This window comes from Arthrobacter phoenicis (assembly GCF_047238215.1).
In the GTDB taxonomy this organism is placed as follows: domain Bacteria; phylum Actinomycetota; class Actinomycetes; order Actinomycetales; family Micrococcaceae; genus Arthrobacter.
On the sequence record NZ_JBDFMK010000001.1, the window covers coordinates 1,157,352 to 1,175,912 of the forward strand.

The window sequence follows — 18,561 nt, forward strand, 5'->3', positions numbered from 1 at the left end:
ATCTCCACGAAGGTCGACGCCGACCACCCGGACCTGTACTTCTATCTTTCGGCGCTGTCCGGCGCTTTCACCCTGCTGCTGCTCATCGCGGGCACGGTGCTGCCCGGGCGGCGCCCCGCTCCGGGGATCCGCGGCGGCCGGCCCGCCGCGCGCACCCCCGGCCGCGCCGGAACGGCCCAGCGCCGTCCCGCGGCGCGGCAGTCGAGGCCGGCGACGGCGGTTCCGCGGCAGGCACCCGCCCGCCAGGGTACGGCGCGTCCGGCGACGGCGGGGCTAAATGGCGCACGGCAGGGCACCGCTCGGCAGCCGGCGTCGTCACGGCAACCAGCCCGTCAGCCTGCCGCCCGCCAGGCGACGTCCTCCCGTCAGTCGACCGCCCGGCCCGCGGCCCGTCCCGCCGCCAAACCCTCGCCGCCGACGTCAGCCGGCTCCACGTCTTCACGTTCCACATCGTCCGGTTCCACCGCGTCGGTGCCCAGGGCTTCCGGAGCCAAGGCCGGGGCCAAGGCGCCCTCCGCGGCGAAGGGCGGAGGCACGGCAGCCCCGCGCCCTGGGTCAGCGGCCACCCCGGGCCGGTCCGCCACCCGGCGCTGAGCCGGACCGTTTCGTCCCCGCAGCACGGCCGTCGCCACCCCGGCCAGCAGCACCAGCCCGCCGGCGATCTCCGCCACTGACGGCCGCTCCGCCAGCACCAGCCAGGCCGCCGTCATCCCCACCACGGGCACCAGCAGGGTGAACGGCACCACCGCGGAGGACGGATAGAGCCCCAGCAGCCGGTTCCAGATGCCGTACCCGATCAGCGAGCCGAAGACCGCGGTGTACAGCGCGGTGATCAGGGTGACCGGCTGGACCTGGAGCAGCGCGTCTGACACGGCGGCCGGGCCGTCCAGCAGGAGCGAAAGTCCGGCCAGCGGCAGCGGCACCACCGCCCCGGACCAGACCACCAGGCCCAGGCCGGAGGCGGCCTTCGCCCGTCGCACCACCACGTTGCCGCCGGCCCAGGAGAGCGCGGCCGCGAGCACTATCAGCAGGGGCAGCAGCGGGGCCACCAGGCTGCGGCCCACCGCCACCACCGCCAGGCCCACGATGCCCAGGATCACGCCGGCGAGCTGCCGCCGGGTGGGCCGCTCGGATAGGATGCCGGCGGCCAGCAGGACGGTCATCAGGACCTGCGCCTGGATGACCAGGGAGGCCAGGCCGGCGGGCATGCCGAGGGCCATTCCCAGGTAGAGCAGGCCGAACTGGCCGGCGCTCATCAGCAGCCCGACAACAATGATCACCCGCCAACTGACGTCCGGTTTCCGGATGAAGAAGATGCAGGGGAACACCACCAGGGCGAAGCGCATCGCGACGAAGAGCAGCGGAGGCATGGTTCCGCCGGGCGGATGCAGGCCGAGGTCAATGGCGACGAAGTTGACGCCCCAGAGCAGGGCCACCAGCAGGGCCAGGGCCGAGTGCCGGGGGCTCACCGGGCAGCCCTGCTGACTGTGGTGCCCGGGTTGGCCTCAGAGATTGCGTGGCCGCTCGCCGTGCGCCGGACCGGCGTCGTGACGGACATCGGGCGACGGAGCGCGGGCTGCGTCCACCCCCGCGGTGTCGCCGACGGGGCGCTCCCCGACCTGGCGCTCCCCCACCGGGCGCTCCCCCGCGGCACGCTCGGTCGCGGCCCGCTCGGCCGCCGCGTGTGCGCCGTTCGGGTGCGTGCCTGCCTCGTCCCGGTCATCGGCGGTCCCCCGGTGGCTCCGGTCCCGGCGGAGCTGTCCGGTGTCCGGTGCGGGCTCGTGCCCGCGGCGGGTCGACTCGACGTCGGGGTCCACCTCATCCGCCTTGCGTAGCTGCTCCTCGGCGCCGGCACGCACCGACGCCGCCTGTTCCTGGGTGCCTCGCGCCTGCTGGCGGAGGCGTTCGGCCTCGACTTCGGCGGCCTTGGCGTCCGCTTCCGCGCGCGCGGCCTTGGCCTCATGTTCCTTCGCGGCGAGCTGATCCGCTTCCGCCTTCTCGCGCATCTCGGCAGCACGGTTGCGGTCCGCATCCGTCCGGCGCTTCCGGCTGATGCTGACCGCCACCGCAATGATCGCCAGCACGACAACAATGCCGACGATAATCCCCACGAGCTGTCCTGAATCCACGTTGATCCACCTTTCCTCGGTTGCCTTACCTGCCGGCCGCAGTGCAACTGCCCCGACAGGCTCAGTAAACACCACCACCTGATGCCTGACTATGGCACGGCGCACCGACAATCAGCGGGCGCGCGGCACCGTGAAGTGGGTCAGCCTGGCGTCCTGGCCGTCCAGTTCGGCCCAGGGCTTCTCGGTCTCCAGGACCGTCAGGCCGCTGGTGGGGTAGCGGGTGGCCGCGTCCATGTAGGCGTCGTGGTTCGAGTCGCGGGAGGCCAGGTGCATGGCCAGGTCCTGCACGCCGGGCATGTGGGAGATGACCATCAGCGTGGAGACGGTGTCCGGGACGTGGTTGATCACCGAGAGCATTCCCAGCGCCGATGCCCCATAAAGGCCCGGTTCAAGTTTGGGGGTGGGGGCCTTGTCGCCCAGCTCGCTGCACACCCAGGTGCAGGTCTGCCGGGTGCGCAGGGCACTGGAGCAGAGGATGAAGTCTGGGACGACGCCGTGCTTCAGCAACCAGGCGCCGGCCACGGGCGCGTCCCGGTGGCCCCGCTCTTCCAGAGGCCGGTCGTGGTCCGCCACGCCGCCCGGCCAGTCGGCCTTGGCGTGGCGCATGATCACAAGGCGTCGAAGGTGGTGCTGGCTCATGGGCCAAGCCTAGCCGGAGGCACCGCCGCGGCGGTGCCTCCGGGGCACTAGATGGAGTATTCCGGAGCGGCCCAGACAACGACCTCGGGGTGCTCGTAGAAGCGGTAGCCCTGGCCGCGGACCGTGCGGACCGTGTTCGCCAGGCGGCCGAGCTTCGAGCGGAGACGGCGGATGTGCACGTCGATGGTGCGCTCGTTGGGGACCTCTTCGGCGTTCCGCCACAGGCCCTCCAGGAGTTCGTCGCGGCCCACGGTGCGGGTGCCGTTCTCCACCAGGTAGTTCAGCAGTTCGAATTCCTTGAACGTCAGGTTCAGCGATTCGCCGTCGAGCGCCACCTCACGGCGGGCCAGGTCGATCAGGACGCCGGACGGGCGCGGTTCCTGGGCCTGCTGCAGGCGGGCGGTTTCGGCGCGCTGCCGGGCGGCACCTGCGGTGGGGTCACCGAAAGTGGAGCGGACGACGTCGAGCGCGGATCCCGGAGCGGAGGCCGGGGCGACGGCGACGGCGGCGTAGCTCTCCGCGCCGGCCACGAGCGACTGGGCGTAGGCGCGGATCTCCTGGGCCAGCTTGGCGATGGAGGTCCCGGCGGCGGCGGCGGTCTCCTCGTCGATGCCCATGTAGAGGACGAAGCCGCGGGCGACGTTGTCGGAGGGCACCGGGCGGACGGCAGCCTCACCGGCGGCGATGACCGGGGTGGGGGCGGTGGCGGGTGCGGAGTCGGCCGCGGGGACGGCGCGCAGCTGTCCGTACGAGGTGGGGTTGTAGCCCTGAGCCGCGTAGCCGGGGGCGGGGTAGCTGGTGCCGGATCCCGCCGGGCCGAAGCTGGGGCGGCCGCCGAAGCCCTGGCGGATGCCGGAGGCCTGGCCGGCCTTGGCGGCGTTTCGAACGGAGATGTGGACGTATCCGGATGCAACTGACATGGAATGCTTACCTCAATGTGAATGGCCGTCATCGCGGCTCGAATGCTGGGTCCCCGCAATGAAACTGGGGAGGGCGCCCGACTCTGGGCTGGGGGCGAATGCCTATAAACGTTCTGGGGTGGAGAAGTTAGGCGTGCATTCGACAACAGCGCATCTCAGTACCAGCTGGTGCGCTGATCCCGGAAACTGCGGCTGCAGGTGCTGTTGAGTTCTTGTTCACAGTTGAAGTGTGCAACGTAACAAAGCGAACTAGCAAGTAACAATGGACCTGAAAGTCCGCATAGTGAGACGAATGCTGCGATTGTCGCGCAAATCACAATTCTACGGGGCCCCGAATTCGGCGCATCCGAACCCTTCAACGACGAAATGAGAGCCTACATTCGAATATTCTTCGAATGTAGGCTCTCATTTGCCAATTGCGTTCGGAGTGATGGCCGAGGACGGCATTCCGCCCACAGCAGGCATTCGCATCGAAATGTCCACAGAGTGGTCACTCTCAAAACGAGCTTCCCGCCCGCCTGGGACCGCTAGTTCGACTGTCCGGAGTCCGCCTGTCCGTCGCCCTGGCCGCCGCCCGACTGTCCGTCGCCCGGCTGCCCCATGCCGGGGTCCCCCGCGCCGGTCCCGCCGGTGGCCGTCGCCGCCACCAGCATCACGGACTTCGCCGAGTAGCCGGACCCATCCTTGGTGGCGGTCAGCCTCACGGTCGCCCCGGAGACGATGTCAGCCACACTGAGCTGGGACCCGGTTGAACCGGTACCGCCGGACTGCTGGCGGCGCTGCTGCATGGCGCTGACCGTCACCCCGTCCCCCAGGGCGTAGCTGCGGGTGAAGCCGTCGGCGCTCTTGACCGTCACGGACGTCGAACTGACCTCGGTCACCGTGCCCAGCTGCTCCGCCATGGAGGTGTAGGTGGTGCCGTCGAGGACGACGTATTCGGCGTGCACGGCGGCGGAGAGACCGCCGGCCATCCCGCCCAACCCGTCCGGGCCGAAGCCGCCGCGGCCCGTGGCCGAGCCCCCGGCCTGGCCGCCCTGCTGGCCTCCGGGCATGCCCTGGCCGTTCAACTGCGGGCCGCCCGCGGCCGCGCCGTCCCCGCTGGCCGCGGCCGAGCTGGAGGTCAGCGCGTACACGCCGGCTCCGGCGCCGACGGCGATAACGGCCGCCACGCCGCCGACGGCGAGGCCGCGCCGGACGGTCCACGGCTTGTCCTCCTGGGCGCCGGCGGCCCGGCCGGAGGGCGCGCCCCACCCCGGAGCTGCCGGCGACGGCGCCGCCTGGGCGGAATACCCGCTGGGACCCGGCTGGCGTGGCTGGTCCGGCTGGCCGGAATGCGCGGCTCCGGAATGCGCGGCTCCGGCGGAGTACGACGGCGCGCCCCACCCCTGTGCAGATTCCTGCTGATGCGCCGGCTCCTGCCGCGGCACGGATTCCTGCTGTGACATGGTCACCGGCTGCGGGGCCGAGACCGGACGCGGCGCAGACCCCGGCAGCGGGGCGGTGGCCGGGTTGTGGCCGGCGCCGCCGGACTGGGGGATCTCTTCGGGCTGCTGGTGGTTCATGCTGGTTCTCCTGACTGGAAGGCGGTGCTGTTTCCCCCAGCGTGCGCAGGCAGGCTGTGCCGGGCCTGTGAGGTTTTCCAGCCGCGCCTGTGACCCGCAAACGCGGTGCTGCCCCGGCGGCGCCCAGCTGGGTAGGCTGGGATTCACAGGTGCCGCACAGGATCCCCAAAGCCGCACCTAACCGGCAGAACGGAGAGTCGAACCATGGCCTCGTCTCACTCCATGACCAACAACCTTCCGCAGCTGACCCACCCGGACGGCTCCCCCATCCGTGCCCTGGTGGTGGACGACGAACCCAGCCTCTCCGAACTTATGAGCATGGGCCTGCGGATGGCCGGCTGGTCCGTGGCGGTGGCCGCTGACGGCCCGGAGGCGGTCAAGCTGGCCAAGGACTTCCGGCCCGACGTACTGGTGCTGGACGTGATGCTCCCGGGGTTCGACGGCGTCGAACTCCTGAGCCGGATCCGCGCCTTCGCGCCCGAGGTGCCGGCGCTGTTCCTCACCGCCAAGGACGCCGTGCAGGACCGCATCACCGGCCTCGCCGCGGGCGGGGATGACTACGTCACCAAACCCTTCAGCATGGAGGAAGTCCTGCTGCGCCTGCACCGCCTGGTCCAGCGCTCCGGCGTCGCCGCCATGGACACCGCCGAGCTCGTCGTCGGGGACCTTGTCCTGAACGTGGACACCCGGGACGTGACCCGCGCCGGCGAGGAACTGCACCTGACGGCCACCCAGTTCGAGCTGCTGCGCTACCTGATGGAGAACCCCAAGCGGGTCATCAGCAAGGCCCAGATCCTGGACCGCGTCTGGGACTACGACTTCGGCGGCCAGGCCAACATCGTGGAGCTCTACATCTCCTACCTGCGCAAAAAGATCGACGCCAACCACGCCCCGATGATCCACACCGTCCGCGGCGCGGGCTACGTCCTGAAACCGGCGGACTGATCCGTGCCAACTCTCTCCGGTGTCACGCCCGCCCCCGGGCACGACTGGCGCAACCCCTCCACCTGGCACCTGCGCACCCGGCTGGTGCTCGTCGCCATGGCCCTGCTGGTGACCATCTGCGGGGCGGTGGGCGTCTTCAGCTACGTCTCAATGGACTCGTTCCTGACCCGGCAGCTGGATGAGCAACTCGGCGCTGCCGCCCACCGCTCAAATGAGTTTGGCCGCCCGGACTCCGGAAGCCCCGGCGGGCGCCCGGACCCGCTGGAGGCAAAGGGCCAAGGCATCGGCACACTCAACGCCCGGGAACAGAACGGCAGGATTGCCAGCGCCGGTTTCCTCGCCGGGGATGCTACCCGTAAGAGTCTCTCGGCGGATGACAATGCCGTGCTTCTGGCGCTGACGCCCAACGCCGCCCCGGTGGACCGGACACTGTCAGCAGGCGCCTACCGGCTGATCGCCTCGCAGACCCAGTACGGGGACATCATCGTCACGGGCCTGCCGCTGGAGGAAAAACAGAACACGCTCGGGTCCCTCGTCGGCACCCTCGCCGCGGTGTCCGCCGGCGGACTGGTGCTGATCGGCCTGATCGGCACCGCCCTCATCCGGCGCACCATGGAGCCGCTGGAGAAGCTCTCCGAGGTGGCCACCAAGGTCTCCCGCCTGCCGCTCGACGCCGGCGAGGTGGCGCTGGGCGTCCGCGTCCCGGCGTCGGCCGCGCACCCCGGCACGGAGGTGGGCAGCGTGGGCCACGCGCTGAACCAGATGCTGGACAACGTCTCGAACGCCCTGCAGGCCCGGCAGGAGAGCGAGATGAAGGTGCGTCAGTTCGTCGCGGACGCCTCGCACGAGCTCCGCACCCCGCTGACCGCCATCCGCGGCTACACGGAGCTGATGCGGATGACCGAGCACTTCACCCCCGACGGCGAGAAATCGCTGGCCCGGGTGCAGAGCCAGTCGGAGCGGATGACCGCCCTGGTGGAGGACCTGCTGCTGCTGGCCCGGCTGGACGAGGGGCAGCCGCTGAAGCTCACCGACGTCGACCTCACCCAGCTGGCCGTCGAAACGGTCAGCGACGAGAAGGTCATGGCCCCGGACCGGAGTTGGAAGCTGGACCTCCCGGACGAGCCGGTGGTGGTGCGCGGCGACACCACGGCCCTGCACCAGGTCCTCGCGAACCTGCTCTCCAACGCCCGCAAACACACGGAACCGGGCACCACCGTGGTCACCCGCGTGATGCGGTCCGCCGACGGCAGCGCCGTGGTGTCTGTGACCGACGACGGCGCCGGGATCGCCCCCGAATTCCTGGGCAAGGTCTTCGCCCGGTTCGCCCGCGCCGACGCCTCCCGCGCCAACCCCGCCGAACGCGCGGGCGCCCGGGGCACGGCGGGTCCCGGTTCGGCCCCCGGGGCAATCGCGACGGCGACGGCGGTGCAGGGCACCAGCGGGCTGGGCCTGTCGATCGTGCAGTCGATCGTGGCGGCGCACGGCGGCACCGTGGAGGTCAGCTCGCGTCCGGGCCGGACCGAATTCGCGGTCCGGCTGCCGGCGGCCCCGCCCGCCTGACCGCCCGCGCGGACTTCCACAGCAGGCACACAGCATTCCCCCAATCCCCTCATACCGGGGGCCGGGACAGTGGAGTCATGACTTCCACAGACCAGGCACCAGGTACCCTGTCCCGTTCCGGGCCCGCCCCCGCCGGCACCCAGTCGGCCGCGCCCGGATCCGTCACCAGCGCCGGCCCGGCAGCTTCGGCCCCGGCAGCGCCGCTCCCGGCGGCGCTGACCGGCGTCGGCCGCCGCCGATCGCCGATCGACACCCGGTCAGCGGTGCCGGTACTGGACGTCACCATCCCCGTCTTCAACGAGGAACGCGACCTCGAAGCCTGCCTGCGCCGGCTCCACGCCTACCTGCTGGGTTCCTTCCCGCACCCGTTCCGGATCACCGTGGCGGACAACGCCAGCACCGATTCAACGCTGCAGACCGCCGAACGGGTGGCCCGCGAACTGCCGGAAGTCGCCGTCGTGCACATGGCCGAAAAGGGCCGCGGCAATGCGCTGCGCCGGGTCTGGCTCGCGTCGCCGTCGCCCGTCCTGGCGTACATGGACGTAGACCTCTCCACGGACCTTGCCGCGCTGGGACCGCTGCTGGCCCCGCTGATCTCCGGCCACTCGGACTTGGCGATCGGCACGCGCCTGACCCGCAACTCCCGCGTCATCCGGGGCCCGAAGCGGGAGTTCATCTCGCGCGGCTACAACTTCCTGCTGCACTCGCTCCTCGGCGCGCACTTCAGCGATGCCCAGTGCGGGTTCAAGGCCATCCGGGCCGACATCGCCCAGGAACTCCTGCCGCACACCCTGGACAACGCCTGGTTCTTCGACACCGAGCTGCTGGTGCTCGCCGAACGCTGCGGGCTGCGGGTGCATGAGGTCCCGGTGGACTGGACCGACGATCCGGACTCAAGCGTCGACATCGTCCAGACGGCGGCCGCGGACCTGCGCGGCATGGCCCGCCTCAGCCGTGACCTGCTCTCCGGCAAGATCCCCGTCCCGGAGCTGCGGGCCGCGCTGGCCCGCGGACCGCTGCCGGCGTCCTCCCGCGGACCCGAACAAAGCCCCGGCGGCAGCCTCTTCGGGCAGCTGGTCCGGTTCGGCAGCATCGGCGTCGCCTCCACCCTGGCCTATCTGCTGATCTTCCTGGTCTGCCGCGGCATCATGGACCCACAGATGGCCAACTTCCTGGCGCTGCTGATCACCGCCGTGGCCAACACCGCCGCCAACCGGCGCTTCACCTTCGGCATCCAGGGCAGCAGCTACGCGGCCCGCCACCACTTCGAGGGTCTGCTCGTCTTCGGGCTGGGGCTCGGCCTGACCTCCGGGGCGCTGCTGCTGGTGCACGGAGCCTCCGGCGGCACCCCCGACCGCTGGGTGGAACTCGCCACCGTCACCGCGGCCAACCTCGCGGCCACCGCCGTGAAATTCCTGCTCTTCCGGCTGGTGGTGTTCCGGGCCCGCCCCGGAACTGCAGCCCCGCCTTCAGCGCTCCCCGAGTCCGGCACCCCGGCGCAGTCCGCCGCCACCGCGTCCCTCCCCACAGAAACGGCCCGATAAATGACCGCCACCCTCAGCCCCGCCGACGGAACCCGGCCTTCCGGCCCGCTCCCCCGCACCGACTCGCCACTGCCGGCCGCCACGTCCGAGACGCCCGATTCCTCGGCTTCCCGCCGCCGGCGCCTGCTGTTCGGTGACCAGCCGCGCTGGGTCCGGCCCTCCGCCGCCCTGGTGCTCATCGGGACCACAGTGCTCTACCTGTGGAACCTCGCGGCCACCGGCTACGGCAACACTTTCTACGCCGCGGCCATCCAGGCCGGAACCAAGGACTGGACCGCCCTGCTGTTCGGATCCCTGGACGCCGGTAACGCCATCACCGTGGACAAGCCCCCGGCCGCCCTCTGGATCCCCGCCCTGGCCGGCAGGATCTTCGGCTTCTCCCCGCTCAGCATGCTGGTGCCCCAGGCGCTCATGGGCGTGGCCGCCGTCGGGCTGCTGTACCTGACCCTGAAGCGGGTCTCCGGTCCCGCCGCGGGCCTGCTGGCCGGCGGCGCCCTCGCGCTCACCCCGGTGGCCGCCCTGATGTTCCGCTTCAACAACCCCGACGCCATGCTGACCCTCTGCCTGGTGCTCGCGGCCTACCTCACCACCCGCGCCATTGAGAAAGCCGGCTGGGGCTGGCTCGCCGCGGCCGGCGCGGTGATCGGCCTGGCGTTCCTGGGCAAGATGCTGCAGGGCTTCCTGATCGTGCCGGGGCTGGGTCTGGCCTACCTCTGGGCCGCCCCGGTCAGCCTCCGGCGCAGGCTGCTGCACCTGCTGGGTGCGGCCGCCGGAATCCTGGTGGTCGCCGGCAGCTATGTGGCGCTGTTCCAGCTGACCCCGGCGTCGGCCCGTCCGTACATGGCCGGTTCCACCACCAACAGCTTCCTCGAACTGACCTTCGGCTACAACGGCCTGGGCCGGATTACCGGGTCCGGCGAAGGCCGGCCGGGTGGCTCTGCCGGCTTCGGCGGGGCATCTGACCTTGGAAGCGCTGCCGGCGCGGCCGGCCTCGGGGGTGCGGCCGGTGGCGCCGGCGCGGGTGGATTCGGCGGGAACGCCAGCTTCGGCGGGGCCGCCGGGATCGCCCGGATGTTCGGCACCAGCTTCGGCGGCGAGGTGTCCTGGCTGCTGCCCGCGGCGCTGATCCTCCTGCTGGCAGGCCTGTGGTTCACCCGGCGCGAGGCCCGGACCTCAAGGACCCGTGCGGCCCTGTTGCTCTGGGGCGGGTGGCTGGTGGTCACCGCCGGCATCTTCAGCTTCATGAGCGGCATCGTGCACCCGTACTACGCGGTGGCGCTGGCCCCGGCGGTCGCGGCCCTCGTGGGCCTGGGCGGCGTGCAGCTGTGGCGCGGCCGGTCGTTCTGGCCGGCGCGGCTGGTCCTGGCCGTCACCGTGCTCGCGACGTCGATCTGGTCCGCGGTGCTCCTGGGCCGGGACCCGTCCTGGCTGCCCGGGCTACGCGTGGCTGTGGTGGTCCTGGGCGTGCTCTCCGCGGCGGCGCTAATGCTGCAGCTTGACCGGCTGCGGGCCATCCCCGCCGCGCTGCGCAAGGCGGCGACCGCCGGCGTCGTGATGCTCACGCTCCTGGCCGGCGGCCTGGGCACGGCGGCGTGGACGTTCGCGACGGCGGCCCAGCCGCACTCCGGTTCGATCCCGACCGCCGGGCCCACGGGCTCCGCCATGGGCGGCTTCGGCGCGGCAGGCCGGACGCGGGGCACCGGGACCGGAACCACCGACGGCGCCGGCGTCCCCGGCGGCCAGGACTCGGCGGCCCGGAATGCGGGCGGCCTCACCGCGGGCGGCGCCGGCGGTCCGGAAGGCAGTGCCGCTTCCACGGAGTTGGTCGCGCTGTTGAAGACCTCGACGGCGAAGTGGTCCGGGATCGTCTCCGGCGCCACCTCCGCGGCGGACCTGGAGCTCGCCACCGGGACCAACGTCATTGCCCTCGGCGGATGGAACGGCGGGGACCCGTACCCCACCCTGGCCCAGTTCCAGGCCATGGTGGACCGCGGCGAGATCGGCTACTTCATCGCCGGCGGCGGCATGGGCGGAATGGGCGGCGGCCGGGGCGGAAACTCCGAGGTCGCGGCCTGGGTCGCCGCCAACTACCCGGCACAGACCGTCGGATCCACCACCGTCTACAAGCTGGCGGGCTAAGCCATGAGTGCCTCTACCGACCTCACCAGCACCGCGTCCGCCGTCGCCTCCCCCGCCCGACCCGGGCCCGGCGCAGTCCCCGCCCCCGACGCTGCCGGCTCCGGCTCCGGCTCCGGCCAGCGCCCGTCACACTGGCGCGGCGCCCGCCGACAGAACCGCGGGCCGCAGGCCCCGGGACTCCCGCACCAAGCTGCCGTCCCCCGGCGCCAGGCCCTAGCGCACCGGGCGGAACTGGCCGTCCTGCTGGCCGGGACCGCGCTGCTCTACCTCTGGAACCTCGGCGTATCGGGGTGGGCGAACGCCTTCTATTCCGCGGCGGCGCAGGCCGGGTCCCAGGACTGGACGGCCTGGTTCTTCGGATCCTCCGACGCGGCGAACGCCATCACGGTGGACAAGCCGCCGGCATCGCTCTGGATCATGGGCCTGTCCGTGCGGATCTTCGGCCTGAGCTCCTGGAGCGTCCTGGTCCCCGAGGCGTTGATGGGCGTCGCAACGGTGTGGCTGGTCTATCTGGCCGTCCGCCGGGCCGCGGCACCCGCGACGGCGGACGCCCGGCTGGCGCACCGCGCCGGCCTGATCGCGGGTGCGGTGATGGCCCTGACCCCGGTGGCGGTGCTGATGTTCCGCTTCAACAACCCGGACGCCCTGCTGGTCCTGCTGATGACCGCGGCCGCCTACGCGGTGCTGCGGGCCATCCAGGACGGCCGGGTGCGCTGGCTGCTGCTGGCCGGGGCGCTGCTGGGCTTCGGCTTCCTGACCAAGCAGCTGCAGGTGCTGCTGGTGGTCCCTGGCTTCGCCGCGGCCTACCTGCTCGCCGGACCGGCAGGAGTGGGCCGGCGGGTGCTGCACCTGCTGGCGACGGGCGCGGCGATGGTGGCGGCGGCCGGCTGGTGGCTGGCCGCCGTCGAGCTCACCCCGGCGGCGGACCGGCCCTACATCGGCGGCTCGCAGGGCAACTCGATCCTGGAATTGACCCTGGGTTACAACGGGCTGGGCCGGCTCAGCGGGGACGAGACCGGCAGCGTCGGCGGCGGCAACGGCTGGGGCACCCCCGGCCTATTCCGGCTCTTCAACAGCGAGTTCGGCGGGCAGATCGCGTGGCTGCTGCCGTCGGTGCTGCTGCTGGCCGCCGGCCTGCTGTGGCTCGGCCGGCGCGCCCCACGGACCGACGCGGTCCGCGCCTCCGTGGTGGTCTGGGGCGGCTGGGTGCTGGTCACCGGGCTGACGTTCAGCCTGATGGCCGGGATCATCCACCCCTATTACATGGTGGCGCTGGCGCCGGGCGTCGCCGGGCTGGCCGGCCTGGGGTCGGTGTTGTTGTGGCAGCGGCGGGATCAGCCCGTGGCCGCCGGGACGCTCGCCGCGGCGGTGGCAGCGGCCGGGTTCATGGCCTTCGAGTTGCTGGGCCGCACGCCCGCGTTCGTCCCGTGGCTGCGCTGGCTGGTGCTGATCGCGGCGCTGGCCGCCGCCGTCGGCGTGATGGTTCCGGCCGTCCGGGACTTCGCGGGGGCGTCCGCGGGCGGCACCATCAGCCCGCTGTTCCCGGCCGGACCGACGGCGGGGCAGCTGGCACGAACGACGGCGGGACTCGCCGTCGTCGCGGCCCTTGCCGGTCCCCTGGCGTACTCGCTGTCCACCGCCTCGACGGCCCATTCCGGCTCGATCGTCAGCGCCGGGCCCGCCGTGGGTGGCAGGGCGGGCCTGCCGGCCATGTTCGGCGGCACCGGAGGAGCCATGGGCAACGCGCAGGGCACGCCTTTCGGACGAACCAACGGGACTGGAACAACTGGCACCGGCCGCGGCCAGGGCGGCGGCATGGGCGGGTTGCTCGGCGCGACCACGCCGTCGTCGGACCTGGTGAATGCCCTCGAAACGGACGCCGGCCGCTACACCTGGGCGGCCGCCGTCGTCGGGTCCAACAACGCCGCGGGTTATCAGCTCGCCACGCAGCTGCCCGTGATGGCCGTGGGCGGGTTCAACGGCACCGACCCCGCACCCACGCTCGAGCAGTTCCAGCAGTACGTCGCCGACGGCCGGATCCACTACTTCATCGCCGGACGCACCATGCAGGGCGAGAGCGGATCGGACGACGCCGCCAGGATCGCCGAGTGGGTGGCGTCCACCTACCCCGCCCAGAGCATCGGCGGCACCACGGTGTACCTGCTGGCGAAGTAACCGGGCCGGACGCTCCCCGTTTCGACGGCTCCCTGCCGCTTAGACGTCTCCACGGTATGTATCAAGCTGTTTGTGACAGCTGGGTGGTTTGTTTGTGGTTGATGCCGGCTGGGGGTGGGGCTCCGGGTGCGGTGGGTTTGCGGTGGTATCGGTGCGGGTTGCGGTTGTAGGAGGCGTCGAGGGTGGCTTGGCGTTGGCTGCGTGCCTGCTCGATCCGGCCGTGGTGGACGGTGTCGGGGGTGTAGTAGTTCAGTCCGCTGTGGCGGTGGTTGGTGTTGTAGTCGGTGAAGAACGCGGCCATGTGGTCCCGGGCGTGGTCCAGGTCCTGGAACCGGCGGGGGAAGTCGAGGTCATATTTGACGGTCTTGAACAGGGACTCCGAGTACGGGTTGTCATCGGAGACCCGGGGCCGGGAGTAGGAGAGCTCGATGCCCAGTGCCCGGGCCAGGTCCAGGGTTGTGCCGGCCCGCATCGGGGCCCCGTTATCGGCGTGCAGGACCGTGGGGCTGTGGTGGTTTCCGGTGACGGCGTCCCGGATCAGGGCGGCGGCGAGGGCGGCTGTTTCGGTGTGTTCAACCCGGTGCCCGACGACCTTGCGGGAGTAGACATCCATGATGGTGTAGAGCCGGTAGGTGTGTCTCCCGGGCCCGTGGAGCATCGTGATGTCCCAGCTCCAGAGCTGGTTCGGGGCGTCCGCGTTCAGGACAGGTTTGACCCGTTGCCGGGAGCCGGTGCCGCCGCGTTGAACCCGGCGGTCCCCGTTTTGCCCGTGCGCGGCCACGATCCGGTGGGCTGAGGCGATCGAGAAGGAACAGCGCCCGGAATCGAGCATCCGGTAGTAGGCCTGGGTGACCGAGAGGTTCCCGTAGTCCTCGGAGTTGAGCCGTTCCATGAATTCCTTAGCCTCAGCCGTGCTGATCCGGTTCGGGTAGGCCCGGCCCTTATGCGGGAGGGTGACTCCGGCGGGAGGAGCGGGGTTCAGATGCCGGTACCAGGTGGTGCGGTGAAGACCGAGCAGGGCGCAGGTCCTCACCGCTGACCAGCCGGCCGAGACCAGGTGCCCGGCAAAGGTCAGGGCGATTCCTTTCCAGACTTTGGGATCAACCATTCGGGCCGGCCCGGGTCCGGGTCCGGAAGGTGCGGGTCCGTTGCCGCCGCGCTCCTGGCCATCGCGTCCAAGAGCGCGGAAGCTTTTCCCAGAATGTCCACCGCGGCCTCGGACCGGGCCAGTTTGGCTTTAAGGATCTCGTTCTCTCTCAAGACCCGTTTGAGCTGTTGCTTATCTCCGGCATTCAAGCGCTGGTCCTCACTTCCTGGCGCGGCATTGGACCTCAACTCCCCGGCCTCACGCTGCCGGACCCAGAGCCGAAGAGTTCCATCGGTGATGCCGACCGCCCTGCTGAACGCGGTCCTGGAACCGCGTTCAAGGCACTTGTCGTACTCCTCGAGAATCGCGTGTTTCTGCGCGAGAGTGAAGTGGCTCCGGTTAGACACACGCGAAGGGATCACAAAATCCATTACGGACCTTTCCCCGCCCCGAACGCCCGACCGTGAACGACAGGAAACCTGTCACACAACAGCCTGACACACAGGGTCCAGGCGTCGAGCGTGCAGGGAACCGTCGAAACGGCCCGAAAACCGGACCCCGGCCACCGCGAATCGGCAACCAGCCACACCGCGGCGTTACCTAAATGTGACATGCGAGAGAAAGTCCGGTACCGTTTTTATGGTGCGGCCATCGATCTGGCCGCATATCCGGGTCTGACGCCAAACTCTGCCGCTTCCCGGATTCCATGGATTGAGGCAGAGACGGGGAACCCAGAGTTCCCGGGCACCTGCATCCATGCACCCCTTGGGGTTAAGCCGACTCGTTGATGATCCGAGCGGCCGGATTTCTCATCCGAACCCGACAGCTAACTCCGTAGGCGTTGAGAGGCGAACATGACTGAACACAAGGCACCCGTGCGCCTAAAAGGCGCTAAACGCACCTCCTCGGCCGACGTCGCGCGCCACCGCGCCGACCCGGCCCAGGGCTCGGCCACCCGAGGCCGCACCACCTTTGGCTCCAAGGGCAAGCTCACCGCCGTCGCGCTGACCGCGGCTGCCGTGCTGCTGGGCGCCGGCGCCGCGGGCCAGGCCACCGGCACCACCGCCCCGGCCGCGACCGCAACCCAGGCCCCGAGCCTGCAGCTCTCCGATCTGGAACGGCTCGGCAACTACACCCCGGCCACGGCGCCGGCCAGCGTCGAAGCCCAGGCCTCCAAGGTCACCCCCGAGACTCCGGCTCCGGCCGCGTCCACCCCCGCTCCGTCCACCCCGGCTCCCGCACCGGCCGCTCCGGCCCCCGCCGCGGCACCCGCCCCGGCCCCGCAGCCGGTGGCCGTCGACGATCCCGCCGGCGCCCAGGCCTACGCCGCCTCGCAGCTGCCGGCCCACGGCTGGGCCCCGAGCGAGATGCAGTGCCTGATGAAGCTCTGGACCCGCGAGTCGGACTGGAAGACCACGGCCACCAACCCCTCCAGCGGTGCGTACGGCGTAGTCCAGTCCCTCCCGGCCGAGAAGATGGCCAGCGCCGGCGCGGACTACATGACCAACTACCGCACCCAGATCAACTGGGGCCTGCAGTACGTGCAGGAACGGTACGGCTCCCCCTGCGGCGCCCTGAACTTCCACTACGCGAACAACTGGTACTAAGCCGCTAGAAGCTGCAGCCACGTCGCGCAGACACAGCAAAGGCACCGATCTTCTCAGATCCGGTGCCTTTGCTGTGTCCCGGGTAGCCCGGGCGAGTCCTCGAAAGGATGCGTAAGGGCGCTACCCGGCGATGCCGTAGAGCCGGTCGCCGGCGTCGCCCAGGCCGGGGACGATGTAGGACTTCTCGTTGAGCTTCTCGTCGATCGAGGCCAGAACGATCGTGACGTTGGCATCGGAGAGCTCTTCCTCCAGCTTGGCCAGGCCCTCGGGGGCGGCCAGCAGGCAGATGCAGGTGACGTCGGAGGCGCCGCGCTTGAAGAGGAACTTGATCGCCTCGCGCAGGGTGCCGCCGGTGGCCAGCATCGGGTCCAGGACGAAGATCTGACGGTCGGTCAGGTCCTCGGGGAGCCGCTCGGCGTAGGTGATGATGTCCAGGGTTTCCTCGTCGCGGGCCATGCCCAGGAAGCCGACCTCCGCGGTGGGGACCAGCTTGGTCATCCCCTCGAGCATGCCGAGGCCGGCGCGGAGGATCGGGACCACCAGCGGGGTGGGCTTGGTGAAGGCCGTACCGATGGTGGTGCTGACCGGGGTCTCGATGGTGACCGGTTCGGTGCGCACGTCGCGGGTGGCCTCGTACGCCAGCAGCGTGACCAGCTCTTCGGTGAGCTGGCGGAAGACGGGTGACGGGGTGTTCTTGTCCCGCAGAACGGTGAGCTTATGGGCCACCAGCGGGTGGTCGACAACGAGAGTGCGCATGGGTCAAAACTATCATCCGGACGCTTCGGACCGCCCCCGCCCGCCGGGGGTCCCGGCGTCGTCCGCCACCCTGCGAGCAGGCGCGGTTCCGGCGTCGTGGTGCCCGTCCGGCGCCCTCTCCCGCAGGTGCTGGTCATTGTCGAAGGTGGGTGCCGGGCCGGTCCGTTCCCGGTGTCTGATCACGTGGAACAGCCGGTGCGCCAGGATCACGATGCCCACCCAGCCCAGGCCCAGCGCCCAGCCGAAGATCACGTCGGTCATCCAGTGATGGCCCAGGAACACCCGGCTCATGCCCATCGCGATGATGAAGAGAGCCCCGGCCGTGATCAATCCCACCCGGGCGATGGTGCGATGGACCTGCAGGCAGGTGAGGTACACCACGAGTGAGATGACTACGGTGGTGTTCAGGGTGTGGCCGCTGGGGAACGACGGCGAGGTCTCGTAGGGCGGGACGGCGTCGGCGAAGTCGGGCCGGGTGCGGCCGATGAGCTTCTTGCCCAGGGAGGTGGCGGTGACGGAGACGGCTGCCGCCCCGCCGATGAGGATCAGCGGGCGCCAGGTCCGGGTCCGCCAGATCAACAGCGCGGTGAGGATGCTGGCCAGGATGGGCATGCCGATGCCGCCGCCGATGTTGGTAAACCCTGTGACGAACGCATCCAAGCCGGGGTTGCGGAGCCGTTCCATGGCGGCGAGCGTGGGCTTGTCCAGGTTGGCCAGGCCGGCGTCGTCCACCACGTTGTCGTAGACCTCGGCGCTGGTCAGGGCCAGCGCCACCACGGCGATGCCGCCCAGCAGCATAGTGATCCACAGCGCGGCGTAGGGCACCACCCATCTGCCCCAGCGCCGCATCAGCCAGCTCTCAGTCCTGGTGCTCACTGCGTTCTCCCGACGTCCGGTGCACCCACGGTGCACAGCTTGCTTAGGATCGAAACTACCATTGAGCCATGACATCGCCCGAGCCCCGCCATGCCGAGTGGATGGGCCTCGCCCTGATCGAGGCGCGGCAGGCCCTCGCCACCGCGGACGTGCCGATTGGGGCCGTGGTGATCGGCCCGGACGGGACGGTGCTGGGCACCGGCCGGAACGAGCGGGAGGCTCTCGGGGACCCGACGGCGCACGCCGAGATGGTGGCCATCCGGGAAGCCGCCGCACGGCTCCGCGAGCGCCGTGCCTCCGAGGGGGCGCGCGACGACGGCTGGCGGTTGGCGGACTGCACCCTGGTGGTGACGCTGGAGCCGTGTGCGATGTGCGCCGGCGCGGTGGTGCTGGCCCGCATTCCCCGCGTGGTGTTCGGCGCCTGGGATGAGAAGGCGGGCGCCGCGGGGTCCGTGTTCGACATCCTCCGCGAGCGCCGGCTGAACCACTGGGTGGAGGTCTACGGCGGGGTGCGCGAGCGGGAGTGCGGGGACCTGCTGCGGGACTTCTTCGCGGAGCACCGCGGCGCCTGATCCCTCCCCCCTGTTTCCTCCCCTAATCCCGGCGTCCCCTGGTCCCG

16 protein-coding genes and 1 riboswitch are annotated in these 18,561 nt (G+C 70.9%); of the genes, 7 read left to right on the forward strand and 9 right to left on the reverse strand.

Annotated elements, in window-relative coordinates; genetic code table 11:
* Nucleotides 1–365 precede the first annotated feature (365 nt).
* The 5 genes from ABC337_RS05295 to ABC337_RS05315 form a co-directional block, all read right to left on the reverse strand.
* Nucleotides 366–1,469: an EamA family transporter gene (locus ABC337_RS05295; protein WP_412884866.1), complete on the reverse strand. Its 1,104-nt coding sequence runs from the start codon at nt 1,467–1,469 to the stop codon at nt 366–368.
* A 36-nt stretch (nt 1,470–1,505) separates the two neighbouring features.
* Nucleotides 1,506–2,129: a hypothetical protein gene (locus ABC337_RS05300; RefSeq protein ID WP_412884865.1), complete on the reverse strand. Its 624-nt coding sequence runs from the start codon at nt 2,127–2,129 to the stop codon at nt 1,506–1,508.
* A gap of 111 nt (nt 2,130–2,240) precedes the next feature.
* Nucleotides 2,241–2,768, reverse strand: a complete 528-nt coding sequence (locus ABC337_RS05305) for a SixA phosphatase family protein (protein ID WP_412884864.1) — start codon at nt 2,766–2,768, stop codon at nt 2,241–2,243.
* A 47-nt stretch (nt 2,769–2,815) separates the two neighbouring features.
* Nucleotides 2,816–3,688, reverse strand: a complete 873-nt coding sequence (locus tag ABC337_RS05310; RefSeq protein WP_412884863.1) for a winged helix-turn-helix domain-containing protein — start codon at nt 3,686–3,688, stop codon at nt 2,816–2,818.
* Nucleotides 3,689–4,215: 527 nt separating this feature from the next.
* Nucleotides 4,216–5,250 carry a hypothetical protein gene (locus ABC337_RS05315; protein ID WP_412884862.1) on the reverse strand — a complete coding sequence of 345 codons (1,035 nt, stop codon included), beginning with the start codon at nt 5,248–5,250 and terminating at the stop codon, nt 4,216–4,218.
* 204 nt (nt 5,251–5,454) lie between these two features.
* Here ABC337_RS05315 and ABC337_RS05320 point away from each other — a divergent pair, with 204 nt between their 5' ends.
* The 5 genes from ABC337_RS05320 to ABC337_RS05340 all read left to right on the forward strand — a co-directional run bounded on the left by ABC337_RS05320 (nt 5,455) and on the right by ABC337_RS05340 (nt 13,616).
* Complete coding sequence (locus ABC337_RS05320; protein WP_412884861.1) at nt 5,455–6,195, forward strand: response regulator transcription factor; 741 nt, start codon at nt 5,455–5,457, stop codon at nt 6,193–6,195.
* A 3-nt stretch (nt 6,196–6,198) separates the two neighbouring features.
* Complete coding sequence (locus ABC337_RS05325; RefSeq protein ID WP_412884860.1) at nt 6,199–7,758, forward strand: HAMP domain-containing sensor histidine kinase; 1,560 nt, start codon at nt 6,199–6,201, stop codon at nt 7,756–7,758.
* 77 nt (nt 7,759–7,835) lie between these two features.
* The gene (locus ABC337_RS05330; RefSeq protein ID WP_412884859.1) at nt 7,836–9,302 is read left to right on the forward strand and encodes a bifunctional glycosyltransferase family 2/GtrA family protein; all 1,467 of its coding nucleotides are present in this window, start codon (nt 7,836–7,838) and stop codon (nt 9,300–9,302) included.
* Entirely contained in the window at nt 9,303–11,441 is a 2,139-nt protein-coding gene (locus ABC337_RS05335) for a glycosyltransferase family 39 protein (protein ID WP_412884858.1), read from the forward strand. It begins immediately after the preceding gene.
* A gap of 3 nt (nt 11,442–11,444) precedes the next feature.
* The gene (locus ABC337_RS05340) at nt 11,445–13,616 is read left to right on the forward strand and encodes an ArnT family glycosyltransferase (protein WP_412884857.1); all 2,172 of its coding nucleotides are present in this window, start codon (nt 11,445–11,447) and stop codon (nt 13,614–13,616) included.
* 61 nt (nt 13,617–13,677) lie between these two features.
* On the opposite strand, the gene ABC337_RS05345 is transcribed toward ABC337_RS05340, so the two are convergent.
* Together ABC337_RS05345 and ABC337_RS05350 are read right to left on the reverse strand one after the other, a co-directional pair.
* On the reverse strand, nt 13,678–14,724 hold the full coding sequence (locus ABC337_RS05345; RefSeq protein ID WP_412882303.1) for an IS3 family transposase: 1,047 nt from the start codon (nt 14,722–14,724) through the stop codon (nt 13,678–13,680).
* Nucleotides 14,688–15,110 carry a transposase gene (locus ABC337_RS05350; RefSeq protein ID WP_412882304.1) on the reverse strand — a complete coding sequence of 141 codons (423 nt, stop codon included), beginning with the start codon at nt 15,108–15,110 and terminating at the stop codon, nt 14,688–14,690. The genes ABC337_RS05345 and ABC337_RS05350 overlap by 37 nt, the downstream gene beginning before the upstream one ends.
* A gap of 266 nt (nt 15,111–15,376) precedes the next feature.
* Nucleotides 15,377–15,559, forward strand: a riboswitch (cyclic di-AMP (ydaO/yuaA leader).
* Here ABC337_RS05350 and ABC337_RS05355 point away from each other — a divergent pair.
* Nucleotides 15,558–16,310, forward strand: coding sequence for an aggregation-promoting factor C-terminal-like domain-containing protein (locus ABC337_RS05355; protein ID WP_412884856.1), 753 nt, complete (start codon nt 15,558–15,560; stop codon nt 16,308–16,310). (Overlaps the previous riboswitch by 2 nt.)
* Before the next feature lie 120 nt (nt 16,311–16,430).
* On the opposite strand, the gene upp is transcribed toward ABC337_RS05355, so the two are convergent.
* Nucleotides 16,431–17,066 (reverse strand): uracil phosphoribosyltransferase, encoded by a 636-nt coding sequence (upp, locus tag ABC337_RS05360; protein ID WP_043478170.1) that lies wholly within the window; start codon nt 17,064–17,066, stop codon nt 16,431–16,433.
* A gap of 12 nt (nt 17,067–17,078) precedes the next feature.
* On the reverse strand, nt 17,079–17,942 hold the full coding sequence (locus ABC337_RS05365) for a phosphatase PAP2 family protein (protein ID WP_412884855.1): 864 nt from the start codon (nt 17,940–17,942) through the stop codon (nt 17,079–17,081).
* A gap of 68 nt (nt 17,943–18,010) precedes the next feature.
* Here ABC337_RS05365 and ABC337_RS05370 point away from each other — a divergent pair, with 68 nt between their 5' ends.
* A complete protein-coding gene (locus ABC337_RS05370) occupies nt 18,011–18,514 on the forward strand; it encodes a nucleoside deaminase (protein WP_412884854.1) in 504 nt (167 codons plus the stop codon).
* Nucleotides 18,515–18,561: the final 47 nt, after the last annotated feature.

Bases quoted from the DNA above. Each gene is read 5' to 3' on its own strand.
- ABC337_RS05355 (WP_412884856.1), top strand. From the start codon at position 15,558: ATGACTGAACACAAGGCACCCGTGCGCCTAAAAGGCGCTAAACGCACC.
- ABC337_RS05315 (WP_412884862.1), bottom strand. From the start codon at position 5,250: ATGAACCACCAGCAGCCCGAAGAGATCCCCCAGTCCGGCGGCGCCGGC.
- ABC337_RS05335 (WP_412884858.1), top strand. From the start codon at position 9,303: ATGACCGCCACCCTCAGCCCCGCCGACGGAACCCGGCCTTCCGGCCCG.
- ABC337_RS05330 (WP_412884859.1), top strand. From the start codon at position 7,836: ATGACTTCCACAGACCAGGCACCAGGTACCCTGTCCCGTTCCGGGCCC.
- ABC337_RS05310 (WP_412884863.1), bottom strand. From the start codon at position 3,688: ATGTCAGTTGCATCCGGATACGTCCACATCTCCGTTCGAAACGCCGCC.
- ABC337_RS05345 (WP_412882303.1), bottom strand. From the start codon at position 14,724: ATGGTTGATCCCAAAGTCTGGAAAGGAATCGCCCTGACCTTTGCCGGG.
- ABC337_RS05305 (WP_412884864.1), bottom strand. From the start codon at position 2,768: ATGAGCCAGCACCACCTTCGACGCCTTGTGATCATGCGCCACGCCAAG.
- ABC337_RS05340 (WP_412884857.1), top strand. From the start codon at position 11,445: ATGAGTGCCTCTACCGACCTCACCAGCACCGCGTCCGCCGTCGCCTCC.
- upp (WP_043478170.1), bottom strand. From the start codon at position 17,066: ATGCGCACTCTCGTTGTCGACCACCCGCTGGTGGCCCATAAGCTCACC.
- ABC337_RS05320 (WP_412884861.1), top strand. From the start codon at position 5,455: ATGGCCTCGTCTCACTCCATGACCAACAACCTTCCGCAGCTGACCCAC.
- ABC337_RS05370 (WP_412884854.1), top strand. From the start codon at position 18,011: ATGACATCGCCCGAGCCCCGCCATGCCGAGTGGATGGGCCTCGCCCTG.